Source organism: Bradyrhizobium sp. USDA 4473, from assembly GCF_054063335.1.
In genome coordinates, this window is the sequence record NZ_JBSSGE010000001.1 from 4,852,032 (window position 1) to 4,867,814 (window position 15,783).

At 65.5% G+C, this 15,783-nt stretch carries 16 protein-coding genes; 14 read left to right on the forward strand and 2 right to left on the reverse strand.

Translation table 11 applies throughout. From position 1 onward, the window contains the following. Positions 1-21 precede the first annotated feature (21 nt). The 9 genes from ACVW17_RS22620 (at position 22) to ACVW17_RS22660 (ending at position 9,108) form a co-directional block, all read left to right on the forward strand. Positions 22-747: a TetR/AcrR family transcriptional regulator gene (locus ACVW17_RS22620; protein ID WP_456753971.1), complete on the forward strand. Its 726-nt coding sequence runs from the start codon at positions 22-24 to the stop codon at positions 745-747. Continuing rightward, positions 744-1,529 (forward strand): HlyD family secretion protein, encoded by a 786-nt coding sequence (locus ACVW17_RS22625; protein ID WP_456753972.1) that lies wholly within the window; start codon positions 744-746, stop codon positions 1,527-1,529. The genes ACVW17_RS22620 and ACVW17_RS22625 overlap by 4 nt, the downstream gene beginning before the upstream one ends. Then, a complete protein-coding gene (locus ACVW17_RS22630) occupies positions 1,526-2,485 on the forward strand; it encodes an ABC transporter ATP-binding protein (RefSeq protein ID WP_456753973.1) in 960 nt (319 codons plus the stop codon). The genes ACVW17_RS22625 and ACVW17_RS22630 overlap by 4 nt, the downstream gene beginning before the upstream one ends. 6 nt (positions 2,486-2,491) lie before the next feature. Then, a complete protein-coding gene (locus ACVW17_RS22635) occupies positions 2,492-3,655 on the forward strand; it encodes an ABC transporter permease (RefSeq protein ID WP_456753974.1) in 1,164 nt (387 codons plus the stop codon). A 191-nt stretch (positions 3,656-3,846) separates the two neighbouring features. Then, positions 3,847-5,088: an adenylate/guanylate cyclase domain-containing protein gene (locus ACVW17_RS22640; RefSeq protein ID WP_456756504.1), complete on the forward strand. Its 1,242-nt coding sequence runs from the start codon at positions 3,847-3,849 to the stop codon at positions 5,086-5,088. 68 nt (positions 5,089-5,156) lie between these two features. Further along, positions 5,157-5,885, forward strand: a complete 729-nt coding sequence (locus ACVW17_RS22645; protein ID WP_456797883.1) for a GntR family transcriptional regulator — start codon at positions 5,157-5,159, stop codon at positions 5,883-5,885. Between the two features lie 46 nt (positions 5,886-5,931). Then, the gene (locus tag ACVW17_RS22650) at positions 5,932-7,176 is read left to right on the forward strand and encodes an MFS transporter (RefSeq protein WP_456797884.1); all 1,245 of its coding nucleotides are present in this window, start codon (positions 5,932-5,934) and stop codon (positions 7,174-7,176) included. Between the two features lie 15 nt (positions 7,177-7,191). Next, complete coding sequence (locus ACVW17_RS22655; RefSeq protein ID WP_456797885.1) at positions 7,192-8,091, forward strand: amidohydrolase family protein; 900 nt, start codon at positions 7,192-7,194, stop codon at positions 8,089-8,091. A gap of 99 nt (positions 8,092-8,190) precedes the next feature. After that, positions 8,191-9,108, forward strand: a complete 918-nt coding sequence (locus ACVW17_RS22660) for a PhzF family phenazine biosynthesis protein (RefSeq protein WP_456797886.1) — start codon at positions 8,191-8,193, stop codon at positions 9,106-9,108. Here ACVW17_RS22660 and ACVW17_RS22665 read toward each other — a convergent pair. Then, entirely contained in the window at positions 9,105-9,569 is a 465-nt protein-coding gene (locus tag ACVW17_RS22665; protein WP_456753979.1) for a DUF488 domain-containing protein, read from the reverse strand. The genes ACVW17_RS22660 and ACVW17_RS22665 overlap by 4 nt on opposite strands. A 10-nt stretch (positions 9,570-9,579) precedes the next feature. Then, positions 9,580-10,470: a DUF72 domain-containing protein gene (locus tag ACVW17_RS22670; protein WP_456797887.1), complete on the reverse strand. Its 891-nt coding sequence runs from the start codon at positions 10,468-10,470 to the stop codon at positions 9,580-9,582. A 126-nt stretch (positions 10,471-10,596) separates the two neighbouring features. On the opposite strand from ACVW17_RS22670, the gene ACVW17_RS22675 reads away from it, so the two are divergent. The 5 genes from ACVW17_RS22675 (at position 10,597) to ACVW17_RS22695 (ending at position 15,748) form a co-directional block, all read left to right on the forward strand. After that, entirely contained in the window at positions 10,597-10,968 is a 372-nt protein-coding gene (locus ACVW17_RS22675; RefSeq protein ID WP_456753981.1) for a hypothetical protein, read from the forward strand. A gap of 67 nt (positions 10,969-11,035) precedes the next feature. Further along, positions 11,036-11,245, forward strand: a complete 210-nt coding sequence (locus ACVW17_RS22680) for a hypothetical protein (protein WP_456753982.1) — start codon at positions 11,036-11,038, stop codon at positions 11,243-11,245. 246 nt (positions 11,246-11,491) lie between these two features. Beyond that, a complete protein-coding gene (locus ACVW17_RS22685) occupies positions 11,492-12,625 on the forward strand; it encodes a glycosyltransferase (RefSeq protein ID WP_456797888.1) in 1,134 nt (377 codons plus the stop codon). Positions 12,626-12,629: 4 nt separating this feature from the next. Continuing rightward, the gene (locus ACVW17_RS22690; protein WP_456797889.1) at positions 12,630-14,132 is read left to right on the forward strand and encodes a glycosyltransferase family 39 protein; all 1,503 of its coding nucleotides are present in this window, start codon (positions 12,630-12,632) and stop codon (positions 14,130-14,132) included. A 377-nt stretch (positions 14,133-14,509) separates the two neighbouring features. After that, positions 14,510-15,748 (forward strand): tlde1 domain-containing protein, encoded by a 1,239-nt coding sequence (locus ACVW17_RS22695; RefSeq protein WP_456797890.1) that lies wholly within the window; start codon positions 14,510-14,512, stop codon positions 15,746-15,748. Positions 15,749-15,783: the final 35 nt, after the last annotated feature.

Below are 15,783 nucleotides of genomic sequence, written 5' to 3' on the forward strand. Positions count from 1 at the left end.
CCAGTCAGTCATATTGTGACCATGACAAAGCACAGTACAAGAACGACCCGCACCCAGCCCGCCAAGCGCCGGACCACGATCCGCGCCGCCGCGGCGAGGATTCCGAAGGTGACCTCGGCAGAGCTGGCCGAGCCGAAGCCGCCGGCGAACCGCGCCGGGAAATCGGCGGAGCGGCGCGCTGCGATCATCGAGGCGGCGATGGATGAGTTCATCGCGCGCGGCTTTGCCGCGACCCGGCTCGACGACGTCGCCAAGCGGGCCGGCGTCGCGAAGGGCACGCTCTACCTCTATTTCAAGGACAAGGAGTCGATGTTCGAGGAGCTGATCCGCACCGCACTGGTGCCGCTGATCAGCCGCATGACGGCGCCGCCGACCATCACCGGTCCGGTGCGCGACGCGGTCGAGGGCTTTGCCGAGACCTTTATGCGCGAGGTGGTGGCGACCCGGCGCGGCGACATCATTCGTCTCATCGTCTCGGAAGGGCCGCGCTTTCCGGCGATCGCCGATTTCTATTTCCGCGAGGTGGTGTCGAAAGGCCTGGCCGGCATGAAGGCGCTGGTCCAGCTCGCGATCACGCGCGGCGAGATCAAGCACCGCGAGCTCGGCGATTTCCCGCAGCTGGTCGTCGCGCCCGCGATCGTCGCGGTGATCTGGCAGAGCCTGTTTGCCCGGCACGCGCCGCTCGACGGACTCGCGATGTTCAAGGTGCATCTCGATCTGATCTTCGGCGAACGGAGGAAGACATGACCGCGTCGCGCATGATGAAGCTCGTGGCCGTCGTCGCGCTGGCGACGGCGCTCGCCGGCTGCAAGGAGAAGCGCGATCCCGGCTTCCAGGGTTGGGTCGAGGCCGACATGATCTTCGTCAGCCCGGACGAATCCGGCCGCGTCACCAAGCTCAACGTGCGCGAGGGCGACGAGGTCAAGCCCGGCGATCTGCTCTATTCGGTCGATGACGATCTGCAGCGCGCCGATCTCAACCAGAACAACGCGACCTTGGCCAACGCCCAGCAGAGCTACGACCGTGCGGCCTCGCTGCGCGGCACCGGTGCCGGCACCCAGGCCAATCTCGATTCCGCGATCTCGGCGCTGCGCGTCGCGGAGGCGCGCGTCGTCACCTCGCAGACGCGGCTCGACCGCCGCAAGGGCTTTGCGCCGATCGCAGGCTCGATCCAGCAGATCTATTTCCGCGAGGGTGAGTTGGTGCAGGCACAGCGCCCGGTGCTGTCGATCATGCCGCCCGGCAACATGAAGCTGCGTTTCTTCGTGCCGGAGGCCGAGCTGCCGAAGCTTGCGCTCGGCGATGAGGTGCGGGTGACCTGCGACAATTGCGCTGCCGATCTCACCGCCAAGATCTATTTCATCGCCACCACCGCGGAGTACACGCCGCCGGTCATCTACAGTCTCGATGAGCGCAACAAGCTGGTCTACCTGATCCAGGCGCGGCCGAGCCGTCCCGATGTCTTGCGGGTCGGCCAGCCGATCAGCATCTACCTCAATCCCAAGACGCCGGTGGCGGAGCGCAGATGAACGGCGGCCCCACCAGCACGCAGCCCGATGCACCGTCCATCGCGATCGATGTGAAGGGCCTGACCAAATCGTTCGGCGGACGCGAGGTGGTTCACGACCTGTCGATGCAGGTCAAACGCGGCTCGATCTATGGCTTCCTCGGCCCCAACGGCAGCGGCAAGACCACGACCATCCGCATCCTGTGCGGACTGCTGACGCCGGACAGCGGCGAGGGCACCTGCCTCGGCTATGATATCCGGCGCGATGCCGACAAGATCAAGCGCAAGGTCGGCTACATGACGCAGCGCTTCAGCCTCTACCAGGATCTCTCGGTGCGCGAGAATCTGGAGTTCGTCGCGCGGCTCTACGGCATGCCGGATGCGCGCGGCGCGGCGGCCGACATGATCGCGCGGATCGGGCTGAAGGGCCGCGAGGAGCAACTCGCCGCCAATCTCTCCGGCGGCTGGAAGCAGCGGCTCGCGCTCGGCGCCTGCACGCTGCCCAATCCGCAACTGCTGCTGCTGGACGAGCCGACCGCCGGCGTCGATCCCAAGGCGCGGCGCGACTTCTGGAACGAGATCCACGCGCTCGCCGCCGAAGGCCTCACCGTGCTGGTCTCGACCCATTACATGGACGAGGCCGAGCGCTGTCACGAGATCGCCTATATCGCCTATGGCCATCTGCTGGCCCACGGTACGGTGGACGAGGTGATCGCAGCCTCCGCGCTGTCGACCTGGACGGTGACGGGCGAGGATTTCAACGGCCTGATGGCCGAGCTTACCGGCAAGCCCGGCGTCGACATGGTGGCGCCGTTCGGCACCAGCCTGCACGTGTCCGGGCGCGACAGAGCGGCGCTGGAGGCTGCGATCGCGCCGTATCGCGATAATTCGAAATGGCACTGGCAGCCGAGCGAACCGTCGCTCGAAGATGTCTTCATCGACTTGATGGGGCGCTCCAAAGATAACTTTCAGGGATAGTTTCCGATGAGCACAACGGACACGATCCACAATGGCGAGGAAAGGGAGCCGGCATTCGGCTTCTGGCGGCGCAGCTATGCGATGCTGGTCAAGGAGTTTATTCAGCTCCGCCGCGACCGCGTCTCTTTCGCCATGATCATCATGCTGCCGGTGATGCAGCTCACGCTGTTCGGTTACGCCATCAACACCACGCCGCGCAATCTGCCGACCGCGGTGCTGACCCAGGAGGACACCGATCTCGGGCGTTCGATCCTGAAGGCGATGGAGAATACCGCCTATTTCCATTTCGTCCGCGAGGTCCACACCGTCGAGGCGTTCGACGAGCTCCTGCAATCCGGCAAGGTTCTGTTCGGCGTCGAGATCCCGCGCGGCTTCGAGCGCGCGGTGCGGCGCGGCGACCGGCCCGCGCTGCTGGTCGCGGCCGATGCGACCGATCCGGTGGCGTCGGGCACGGCGCTCGGCACGCTCGGGCCGCTGGTGCAGACCGCGCTGGCGCATGACCTTCACATCGGCGATCCCCCCGACATGCCGTTCGAGATCCGTGCCCATGCCCGTTACAACCCGGCGGCGGATTCGCGCCTCAACATCGTGCCCGGCCTGGTCGGGACCATCCTGACCATGACCATGCTGATCTTCACCGCGCTGTCGGTGACGCGCGAGATCGAGCGCGGCACCATGGAGAGCCTGCTGTCGATGCCGATCAAGCCGGTCGAGGTGATGTTCGGCAAGATCATCCCCTATGTGCTGGTCGGCTTCATCCAGGCCACGCTGATCATCGCGATCGGAATCCTGCTGTTCGGCGTGCCGGTGCTCGGCAGCCTCACGCTGCTGGCGCTGCTGACCACGCTGTTCATCACCACCAATCTGTCGATCGGCTACACCTTCTCGACCATCGTGCAGAACCAGCTGCAGGCGATGCAGCTCTCGATGATGTTCTTCCTGCCGAGCATCCTGTTGTCCGGATTCATGTTTCCGTTCGCCGGCATGCCGGTCTGGGCGCAATATATCGGCGAGGGGCTGCCGCTGACCCATTTCGTGCGCATCGTCCGCGCCATCATGCTGAAGGGCGCGGCGATGCAAAACCTGCAATACGACAGCATCGCGCTGGTCGCGCTGATGTTGTTCGCCATGACGATTGCCGTGACGCGCTTCCGCCGCACGCTCGATTGAGGCTATGATGGCTGCTGTTTGTTCATCGTCATTCCGGGGCGCCTCGAAGAGGCGAACCCGGAATCTCGAGATTCCGGGTTCGATGCTTCGCATCGCCCCGGAATGACAGGGGTTGGATATTGAAGGAATTTCCAGACAAAGAAAGCGCAGCGGTCGACACGACCGTATCCGCCGATTTCCGTCATGCCCTGATGCGCGAGGTGATGACCACCGAGCTGCTCCGCATCAAGGTGCTGATCGGCACCGCTGCCGCGCTCGGGGCGATCAGTCTGCTGGTGTATTTCTTCGCGCCCGAGGCGGTCAGCCGCGTCTGGCACGGCAACCTCAGCCCGGTCTACGTCTTCTACGTCATCGTGCCGCTGATTGTATTCGAGCTCTGGGTGCATGGCGCGATCCGATGGCATATGCGCAAGGGACGCGATCTGCCGGTGATCCGGCGCTACATCGGTGTGCTGGTGGAGACGTCGCTGCCGACCGTCGTGCTGGCTCTGCACATGAACAGCATGGGCCCGCAGGAGGCGCTCGGCTTCGTGGCGCCGCTGGTCTATTTCGTCTTCATCATCCTGTCGACGCTGCGGCTCGACTTCTGGCTCTCGACCTTCACCGGCTTCGTCGCGGCGACCGAGCTGTTCTACATGGCGGTGTTCTTCCACACGGCCGGCGGCGGCGAGGCCGAAACCAGCATCTACTATCACGCCGCGCGCAGCACGATCATCCTGATCTGCGGTCTCCTCGCCGGCGCGGTCGGCATGCAGCTGCGCCGCCAGTTCGAGGCCAGCATTGCCGCCGGCACGGCGCGCGACCGCATCACCAACCTGTTCGGTCAGCACGTCTCGCCGCAGGTGGTCGAGCGGCTGATGACGGAGGGCGCTTCGACCGCGAGCGACATCCGCCGCGTTGCCGTGATGTTCGTCGATTTCCGCAGCTTCACCGCGGGCGCGCGCACCCGCTCGCCGCAGGAGGTGGTGGATCGGCTCGACGGTGCCTTTGCCGTGCTGGTCGATATCCTCGATCGCCATGGCGGCATCGTGAACAAGTTTCTCGGCGATGGCTTTCTCGCGTTGTTCGGCGCGCCGTTCGAGACCGGTGACGCCGCGCATCAGGCGGTCGCCGCCGCGCGCGAGATGCTGGCCGCCAATGAGCGCACCAACGCGGCGTCGAGCTGGCCGCTGCGCATCGGCATCGGCATCCATATCGGCGAGGTCGTCGCCGGCAATATCGGCTCGCCGCGGCGCAAGGAATACACCGTGATCGGCGACACCGTGAACTTCGCCGCGCGGCTCGAGGCGCTCAACAAGGAGCTCGGCTCGCAATTCCTGATCTCGTCCGCGGTGCGCGAGGCACTCGGCGACGACTGCACCGACGCCGTCTCGCGCGGCGAGATCCCGGTGCGGGGTTACGAGCACCCGGTGCCGGTCTGGCAATTGGGGTAAAACGTCCTTTCACTTGAGGTAATAAAGTAGCGATTGACGGGGCATCATAGAGTCATATAGATGACTAGATGAACTCAGCCCTCGACGACCGCCTGCCGCGCTACCAGCGTCTTCGCGACGATCTCGCGGCACGCATCAATCGCAATGAATGGCGGCCCGGAGACCTGATCCCCTCCGAAGCCGAGCTCGGCGCGCATTACGGCGTCGCCATCGGCACCGTGCGCAAGGCGATCGATCAGCTCGTCAGCGACGGTGTGCTGGAGCGCCAACAGGGCCGCGGCACCTTCGTGCGCCGTGCGCGCTTCAACTCCTCGCTGTTCCGCTTCTTCCGCTTCCAGTCCGAGAGCGGCGAGCGCCGCGTGCCGCAGAGCCGCATCCTGCGCCGCAAGGCGGTGCCGGCGACCTCGGCTGTCGCATCGGCGCTACGCATTGCCGTCGGCGAACCCGTCATCAGCCTGTCGCGCCTGCGGCTGATCGACGACGTGCCGCTGCTCGCGGAAGAAATCTGGCTGCAACGATCGCGCTTCGAGGCGATCCTGGCGCTCGCGACCGCCGAGTTCGGCGACTTGCTCTATCCGCTCTACGAGGATCGCTGCGGCCAGGTCGTGGTCTCGGCCGATGAAATCCTCACGGTCGAGATCGCGACCGAGATGCAATCGCGCCTGCTGCGGCTCGAGGCCAATGCGCCGCTGATCGTGATCGAGCGTCTTGCGTTCGACCTGGAGCGGCGGCCGATCGAATGGCGCCGCTCACGCGGGCCGGCGGATCGCTTCCGCTACCACGCCGAGATCAGATGACGGCGGCGATCAATTAAAACAACACAAGACATTTCAGGGAGGAATGATGGCAAACTGGTACAGCGAATGCTCGCCGCTCGAGCGGCGTACTTTCTGGGCAAGCTTTGGCGGCTGGGGCCTCGACGCACTCGACGTCCAGATGTTCGGCCTCGCGATCCCGGCGCTGATCACCGCATTCGCCATCAGCAAGGCCGACGCCGGGCTGCTCGGCTCGGTCACGCTGTTCTTCGGCGCGTTCGGCGGTTGGCTCGGCGGCGCGCTCGGTGATCGCTTCGGGCGGGTGAAGGCGCTGCAGATCACGGTCGCGACCTTCGCGCTCGCGACCTTCGCCTCCGCCTTCGCGATGAACTACATCCAGCTCGTGGTGCTGAAGGCCATTCAAGGCGTCGGCTTCGGCGCCGAATGGGCCTGCGGCGCGGTGCTGATGGCCGAGATCATCCGCGCCGAGCATCGCGGCAAGGCGCTCGGCGCCGTGCAGAGCGCCTGGGCGGTCGGCTGGGGCGCGGCCGTGCTGCTCTCGGCCCTGGTCTTCACCACTGCGCCGGCCGACATTGCCTGGCGCGTCCTGTTCGCGGTCGGCCTGATCCCGGCGTTGCTGATTCTCTACATTCGCCGCGGATTGAAGGAGCCGCCGCGCACCGCGCCGCGCGCGGCCGAGCCGCCATTCTTCGCGACGGTTGCCGGAATCTTCCACCGCGACGTGCTGCGCTCGACGCTGATCGGCGGCCTGTTCGGCATCGGCGCCCATGGCGGCTATGCGGCGCTGACGACATTCCTGCCGACGTATTTGCGCGAAGTGCGGCATCTCTCGGTGCTCGGCTCCAGCGCCTATCTTGCCGTCATCATCGTCGCGTTCTTCTGCGGCTGCGTGGTCTCCGGGATCATTAGCGATCGGATCGGACGGCGCGCCAATGTGACGCTGTTCGCAGCCGCCTGCGTCGTGACGGTGCTGGTCTACATCTTCGCGCCGCTCTCCAACTCGCAGATGCTGGTGCTCGGCTTCCCGCTCGGGTTCTTCTCGGCCGGCATTCCCGCCAGCATGGCGGCGCTGTTCAGCGAACTCTATCCCGCGGGCGTGCGCGGCACCGGCGTCGGCTTCTGCTACAATTTCGGCCGCATCGTCTCCGCGGCGTTTCCGTTCCTGGTCGGCTATCTCAGCGATCACATCGGCCTTGGTGCCGCGATCGGGATCGACGCGGCGTTCGCCTATTCGCTGGTGCTGATCGCCGTGCTGATGCTGCCGGAAACCCGCGGCAAGGTTTTCGAGCAGGCCGCCGCCACACGCGCGTGATGATGAGGAATGATCATGACATCGGACCAACACGGGTTGACGCGGCGCCGGTTTGCCGCGGGAGTGGTTGCCGCGCTGTCGGCGGGCGGATTGGCGAGCAGGGTGAAGGCTGAGATGCCGAAATTGGCGATCGATACCCACGCCCACGTTTTCCATCGCGGGCTGAAGCTCGCGCCGGGCCGACGCTATGCGCCCGACTACGACGCGCCGCTCGCGCTCTATCTGCAGCAGATCGACCAGAACGGCATCACCAACGGCGTCCTGGTGCAGCCGAGCTTTCTCGGTGCCGACAATTCCTATCTGGTCGAGTGTCTCAAGGCGACCAATGGCCGGCTGCGCGGCATTGCCGTGGTCGATCCCACGGTTCCGGCGGAAGAGCTTCGTGAGCTCGACCGTGCCGGCGTCGCCGGCATCCGTCTCAATCTGGTCGGCCAGACGCTGCCCGATCTGACATCGCCGGAATGGACGGCGCTGCTGGGCGAGATCAGGACGCTCGACTGGCAGGTCGAGATCCAGCGCAACGCCAGTGATCTTGCGGCGCTTGCACCAAAGCTGCTCGATCAGGGTGTCAAGGTCGTGTTCGATCACTTCGGCTTGCCCGATCCGAAGCTCGGCATCGACGATCCCGGATTCCAGTCGGTGCTCAAGCTCGGCGCGACGCGCAATATCTGGGTCAAGATCTCGGCGCCGTACCGCAACGGCGCGGCCGGCGAGGCGTTCGCGAAGCAGGCCTATCCGCTGCTGCGCAAAGCCTATGGTGTCGATCGGTTGTTGTGGGGCAGCGATTGGCCGCACACCCAATTCGAGACGACGCAGAGCTACGCGAAAAACCGCAAATTCCTCGACGAGCTCGTCACCGATGCCGATGAGCGCGCCGGCGTGCTTGCGTCGCCGCGGGCACTGTTTCGCTTCTAGCTCGCGAACGATTGTACCGAGTGCTCTGATGGGCGTCGTTGCAGCCGTGCTACGATGACGCCATCGGTCGCAGATGACCGGAGCACAAGGACACGCAAGATGCAGCGGCGCTATATCACTGTCGACGTTTTCACCGACCGCGCCTTCGGCGGCAATCCGCTCGCCGTGGTGCTCGACGCCGAAGGCCTCTCGACCGCGCAGATGCAGGCGATCGCGACCGAATTCAACTATTCCGAGACGACCTTCGTGCTGCCGCCGCAGGACCAGGCCAACGACGCTCAGGTGCGCATCTTCACGGTACGCTCGGAAATTCCGTTTGCCGGCCATCCCAACGTCGGCACCGCCTTCGTGCTGGCGAGCCAGGCGGCGAAGCTGCCGGCGCAGCTGAGGTTCGAGGAGAAGGCGGGCCTCGTGCCGGTCAAAATCCTGTCGGATGGCGGCAGGGTTGTCGGTGCCGAGTTGACGGCGCCGCAGCCGCTGCAGCGAACCACCGAAGTGAGCGCCGCCGCAGCCGCCGCGTGCCTGTCGCTGTCGGCGGATGACGTGACAACCGATCGGCATGTGCCGCAGGTGGTCTCGGTCGGCCTGCCGTTCCTGGTGGTGGAGATCGCCTCGCGCGAGGCGGTCAAGCGCGCGCGGCCCGATGCCGCGGCGTTCGCCAGGGTGCTGGCCGAGATCGGCCGCGACGTCGTCTATTTCTACACCCGTGACATTCCGGCGAGTGAGCAGCCGCTCGACTTGCAGGCACGCATGTTCCATCCGGGCGCCAGCGGCCTATCCGAAGACCCTGCCACCGGCAGCGCGACCGCAGCTTGCGCGGCGCTGCTCGCCGACATCGATTCCACGCGCGACGGCGAGTTGCGGCTGCGGATCGGGCAGGGCGTCGACATGGGCCGGCCGAGCCTGTTGTTGACGCGGGTACGCAAGCAAGGCGGCGCGATCGCCTCGGTGCATGTCGGCGGCGGCTGCGTGAAGATGATGGAGGGGACGATAAACGTCGCGGGCGAGAGAGGCTAGACCATCTGCGGCGCGGCGAGGTTCTCGATCTTGACGCCGTCGCGCTCCTCGATGATCTCGGCGATCCAGCGGCGGTGGCAATGTTCGTGGTCGCGCTCGTAGCAGAGGATGCAGACGGGGCCGGATTTCTTCACCAGCGCCGATAGCTCGTCCAGCTCTTCCTTGGCCTGCACTGTCTTGAGGTGCGCCGAATAGATCTTATGCAGCAGCGCATAGTGTCCGCTGCGCGCCGCCTCTCGGCCGCTCTTCGGCGTGCCGAGGCCGCGCAGATGGACGTAGCCGATGCCGCGCTCGTCGAGGCCTGCGGCGAGCTGGGTCTTGGAGAAGCCTGGACGGCGCGAGGAGGCGACGGCGCGGACGTCGACCAAGAGCTTGACGCCGGCCTGCTGGAGTTCGTCGAGCACCGCCTTGGACGGCGTCTGCTCGTAGCCGATGGTGAACAGCTTCTTCGCCTTCGCCATCGCCAAGCCTTCACTTCACCCGTTCGATCAGTTCCATCGCGCCGGCGGGCGCGCGCACCTTACCCTCGTGGATCACGTAGGCGAACACGTCGCGCGGCGTCTTTTTCGGTGTCGATTTGTCGACCTTCGGCAAATCGACCGGCTCGCCGCCGCCGGCCCAGTCCTGAAACCGCTTGGCCCAGGCGTCGAGCTGCTTCGGCGGATAGCAGGTCTTCAATTCGTCGTTGCCCTTCTGCAGCCGGGCATAAACAAAGTCACTCGCGACGTCAGCAATCGCCGGATATTTGCCGTGCTCGGCAAACACCACCGGCACCTCGTGCTCGCGAATGAGGGCGATGAATTCGGGCACCTTGAAGCTGTCGTGGCGCACCTCGACCACATGGCGCAGCGCGCGGCCGTCGACCTTGCGCGGCAAGAGCTCGAGGAACTTGCCGAAATCGGCGCCATCGAACTTCTTGGTCGGCGCGAACTGCCAGAGCACCGGGCCGAGCCGGTCCCTCAATTCCAGCACGCCCGAGTCATAGAACCGCTTCACCGAATCGCCGGCCTCGGCGAGCACGCGGCGGTTGGTGGCGAAGCGTGGCCCCTTCAGCGAGAAGATGAAGCCGTCGGGCACTTCGCTGGCCCATTTGCGAAAGCTCTCCGGCTTCTGCGAGCCGTAATAGGTGCCGTTGATCTCGATCGAGGTCAGCTTCGACGCGGCGTAGGACAGCTCTTTCGCCTGCGCGAGCTTCTCCGGATAGAACACCCCGCGCCACGGCTCGAAGGTCCAGCCGCCGATGCCGATATAGATGTTGCCTGCATCCGTCTTGGTCGTCTTGGTGTCTGTAGTCTTGGTTTCTGTAGTCTTGGCGTCTGTCTTGGTCGACTTGGTGGGAGCTTTGGCCACGACTGCACTCATCGTGAGGGGGGGGAGAGACAGAGAGTAGTCAAAATAATCGTGATTGGCCAGTTTGCCAGATGTGCGCGGCGGTGCTTATCGTGATCGCCGGTGTTGGCTAGGATGCCGAAAAACGGGAGAACAACAATGCGCATGCTGGTTGCGGCCGCCCTCTTGATGACGTGCTCGGCTGCCATATTGTCGGCTGCAATGGCCGATGAGGTCGACGACGCGCACAAGCTCGCGATCACCGGCCGCGACGCCTACTGGAATTGCCTCGCGCGCGAATATCCCCGCGACAGCAACAAGGCGATGTCCGATCAGGAGTTCACTTCGCTGATCGCCAATGTCTGTCCCTCGGAGCGGCAGAATTTTCGGGTGTCGCTGATCGACTTCCTGTCGCTGCAATTTCCGAAACAGGATGCCGACGCCAACCTGACCACCGCCAACCGCGCGATCGAGCTGGCGCAGAAGGACATCGTCACCGCCTTCACCCGGCGCAAGGCCGCGGCGAAATAGGTTCCCGAATCCTGTTGCGGCCGGCCGATTTTTGATATCAATCCGCGCAGGCGAGGGGATGATCGGCATGCGCTCACAATCGACGGCAGGCTTCCTGGGTGCAGTGGTCGCGGCGATCGCGCTGGCGGCGGCGTTCATCTATGGGCCGTCGCCGAGCCAGCTCCGCAACCCGACCCCACCCGCCGCGGCGCAGCCGCAGGTGGCTCCCGCCGCCGAGGCCGCGCCGGCGGCCCCGGCGCCACGCGGCCCGGTGATCCGGGAAGTCCCGAACAACTAACGCCACCGCCCCCTTGCAAACCGCATGGGGGCTTCCTATCTGGCTCATAACGGCGACGTTGCAGCTTTGAGGGCTCCGGCGCTGGGACGACCACGACAATGTCGGCTGCGCCGGATGTACGCGCGCCCCTTGTTCGTGGTCGTTGGCATTTTCGGGGGTATTTTGCCCCGTTTTCCCGCCTTCCAGGACCGCGTTTGGCCGCTCTGCCTTGGCAGCAGGAGAGGCTGCGGCTATACGCTGGCGCTCATGAATCAAGCCATCAAGCCGGGCCCCGAAACCTCCTCGCAGGCAGCAAGTCTGCCGCAGCTTTCGGTGGTCGTTCCGACCTTCAACGAACGCGACAATGTCACGGTGTTGTACCGCCGGCTTGACGCGATCCTGAAGGACGTGCCCTGGGAGGTCATCTTCGTCGACGACAATTCGCCCGACGGAACCTGGGACGTGGTGCGGGCGCTGGCGCGCAAGGATTCCCGCGTTCGCTGCATCCGCCGGGTCGGCCGGCGTGGCCTGTCCGGCGCCTGCATCGAGGGCATCCTGGCCTCGAGCGCGCCCTATGCGGCGGTCATGGACGCCGATCTGCAACATGACGAGACCCAGCTGCCGAAGATGGTGGCGTTGCTGCAGAGCGGCGAAGCCGAGCTCGTGGTCGGCAGCCGCTACATTGAGGGCTACAAGGCCGACGGCTTCAACAAGCAGCGCGCCGGCGCCAGCGCGTTCGCGACCGAGATCGCGCGCCGCGCGCTGCAGGTCGAGATCGCCGATCCGATGAGCGGCTTCTTCATGATCCGCCGCGACCGCTTCGAGCAACTCGCGCCGCAGCTCTCGACCCAGGGCTTCAAGATCCTGCTCGACGTGGTGGCGACCGCGCAGGGCAAGCTGCGCGCGGTCGAAATTCCCTACACGTTCGGTGCCCGCCAGCATGGCGAGAGCAAGCTCGACTCGATGGTCGCGCTCGACTTCCTCGGCCTGGTGCTGGCCAAGCTGACCAACGACCTGATCTCGCTGCGCTTCATCCTGTTCGCGGCGGTCGGCGGGCTCGGCCTGCTGGTGCATCTGACGGTGCTGTTCATCGCGCTGGAATTGTTCAAGGCGCCGTTCCCGGAGGCCCAGGCCGCCGGCGCGATCGTCGCCATGACCAGCAACTTCATCCTCAACAATTTCCTGACCTACCGCGACCAGCGGCTGAAGGGTTTCGGCATCCTGCGCGGCCTCTTGCTGTTCTACCTGGTGTGCAGCGTCGGCCTGCTTGCCAATGTCGGCGTCGCGTTCTCGGTCTACGACCAGGAGCCGATCTGGTGGCTTGCGGGCGCGGCCGGCGCGCTGATGGGCGTGGTCTGGAACTACGCGATGTCCGGGCTGTTCGTCTGGCGCAAGCGATGACGGCATGAACGCGAGCGAGGCGCGGCTGGCGGGGAATACCGCGCTTGCGGTGTGTGCGCTGGTCGTGTTGCGGCTGGCCGCCGCCGCATGGACGCCGCTGACCTTCGACGAAGCCTATTACTGGATGTGGTCGAAGTCGCTGGCGGGCGGCTATTACGACCATCCGCCGATGGTCGCGGTGGTGATCCGGCTTGGCACCATGATCGCGGGCGACACGCCGTTCGGCGTCAGGCTGGTGTCGATCCTGCTCGCGCTGCCGATGAGCTGGGCGATCTACCGGGCTGCCGAGATTCTGTTCGGCGGCCAGCGCGTCGCCGCGAGTGCGACCATCCTGCTCAATGCCACGCTGATGGCCGCGGTCGGCACGCTGATCGTGACGCCGGATGCGCCGCTGCTGGTTGCGGCGAGCTTCCTGCTGTATGCGCTCGCCAAGGTGCTGGAGAGCGGTCGCGGCGCCTGGTGGCTTGCGGTCGGCGCCAGTGCCGGCGCGGCGCTGCTGTCGAAATACACCGCATTGTTCTTCGGCCCGGCGATCCTGATCTGGCTTGCCATGGTGCCGAAGCTGCGGCGCTGGTTTCTCTCGCCGTGGCTCTATCTCGGCGGCCTGGTCGCGGCCGGCCTGTTCGCGCCGGTCATCCTCTGGAATGCCGATCATCAGTGGGTGTCGTTCATCAAGCAGATGGGCCGCGCCCGGATCGAGGATTTCCGGCCGACCTACATCGCCGAGCTGATCCCGACGCAGTTTGCGTTCGCGACGCCTTTGGTCTTCATCCTCGGCGTGATGGGGCTTTATGCGCTCTCACGGCGCCGCGCCGGCGCGATGCCTGCGCGCGTGCTAGTCAACACGATGTTCTGGACCATCGTGGTCTACTTCACCTGGCATGCCCTGCATGCGCGGGTCGAGGCGAATTGGTTTGCGCCGGTCTATCCAGCCTTTGCGTTGGCGGCCGCGGTCGCCGCGATCCAGGTGCAATGGGCGCCCCGCGAGCAACGCACGATCGATTTCTGCCGGCGCTGGGCCGCGCCGACGGGCGTCGTGCTATTCGCGCTGCTGATCGTGCAGGCCAACACCGGTTTGCTCTCGGGTTACCGCCGCGATGCCACCGTGCGCAGCGTCGGTGTCGGCTGGCAACAACTCGCGAGCGAGATCGAGGCGGCGCGCGTACGGACCGGCGCCACGTGCGTGCTGGCGCCGGACTACGGCACCACCGGCTGGCTGGCGTTCTATCTCCCCAAGGGCAGCTGCGTCGCCCAGCAGGGTCAGCGCATTCGCTGGGTCAACATGCCGGAGCCGAGCCCGGCGCAGCTGTCGGGCAAGCTATTGTATGTGCATGAGGTCGATCAGGCGATGCCGGCCTCGGTGCGCGACAATTTCGCCCATGTCGCGACGGTGGGCGAGGCCAAGCGGATGCGCGGGCCGTTGGTTGTCGAGACCTACGTGCTTGATCTGCTTGAAGGTGCCAAGGGCGAGGTGTTTGACCGTTCGCCGCCGCCGGAACTGCAGTAGTCGCGCGCAGCGCGTTGCGCATCGAATCGTTCGAGTGGCGACAATCAGGAGGCGTTTCTTGCAAAACCCCCGCGCGATTACGGGGCGATCGGCAAGGAAATTCTCCCTCGGATTTATCTCGGCATGCGACGGCGGAGCGGCGTGCCTGAATGTCCCATCGTGGGACAAAAAAGCCGTTTTGGCGGTCCAATGTCATCTTAAAAAAGCCCTACGCCACAGGCACTTCCCGCGTTGCAGGGGATCGCATCCGGTTAAGTCGCATTTAACTAAAAGTCGCCTTAATGGCCGTCTGTGCCCCCTGCGCGACGGTGTGCCGAAACGTCGTTCGGCAGATCCAGTGTGGGGACAAAGGTGGACCTGTTTTGAGCGCCGGGCGTATGGGTACGAGTGCGAGTGCGTATGTTCTTGGGGCGCCGAGCCGCAAGAAATCCTCCCGAAAAATCCTTCCGCAGCACTTCTTTGGCAGCGCGCCCGTCGCGGCGCTGGTGCTTGGCTGCGCCTGGACCGTCTACGCCAACATCTTCGCGGCGAGCGTCTATCCGTCGGTCGGCAATGCGTCGTTCGATGCGCCGGTGGTGAAGCGGCCCGTTGCGGTCGCGACCCGCCCGGCACCTGCCTTCAACGAGGTGTTCGCGTCGGTGACGCCGGCACCGGTGGCTCCGGCAAAGACCGAGGTTGCGAAGTCGGACGCCGCGGCACCTTCGCTTATGTTTAACGATCGGTTTGCAGCCGCCTCGCCCGAGGGCGTCGCGTCCAGCGTCGTGGCCGATGCCGCACCGCAGATCGACCCGATCAAGCAGGCCGCCGCGCCCAAGATCGTTGCAGCGGCGAGGGCGGTGGCCACAGCAGAACTCGCCGAGACATCGAAGCCGCTGCCGGCGCCGAAGTCGGTCGAGTCCGCCAAGAAGCAAGCCGCCGCCAATCTGCAGGTGGCACTCAACGATCCCACCGCCAACGTTCAGCCCAAGGGGGCCGAAAAGAGCGCCGATGCGAAGCCGGCCGAGGCCAAGCAGGCCGCGAAATCCGGCGGCGTTCGTGACATGGCGGCGCGTGCCAAGGCCGCGGTGATGTCGATCGCCTCGAGCGAGCGGCAGACCATGGTCGAGAAGCTGTGGGGCAAGCGTGAGTCGAGCGGCGGACTGCTCTCCTTCGCGTCCGCCGACGCCAACGTCACCGGCAGCATCCCCTCGACGCTGGACCAGAACCCGATGCTCGGCGGCTCGCCGCCCTATGACCGCCAGACCGCGGTGTACGACATCTCGGCCAGGACCGTGTATCTGCCCGACGGCACCCGGCTCGAGGCACATTCAGGTCTCGGCTCCCGGCTCGACGATCCCAGGTCTTCGCATCTGAAGATGGTCGGCGTGACGCCGCCGCACATTTACGAGCTGAAGCCGCGCGAGGCGCTGTTCCACGGCGTGCCGGCGCTGCGCCTCAATCCGATCGGCGGCGAGGGCAAGATCTTCAACCGTGTCGGCCTGCTCGCGCACACCTTCATGCTCGGCCCGAACGGCGATTCCAACGGTTGCGTCTCGTTCAAGGATTACTACGCATTCCTCGACGCCTATCGTAACAAGGGCATCCGCCGTCTCGCGGTGCTGGCGCGGATTCAGTAAGGCAGGGCGGCCGATGCGCGGGCCTCCCGCCGCCG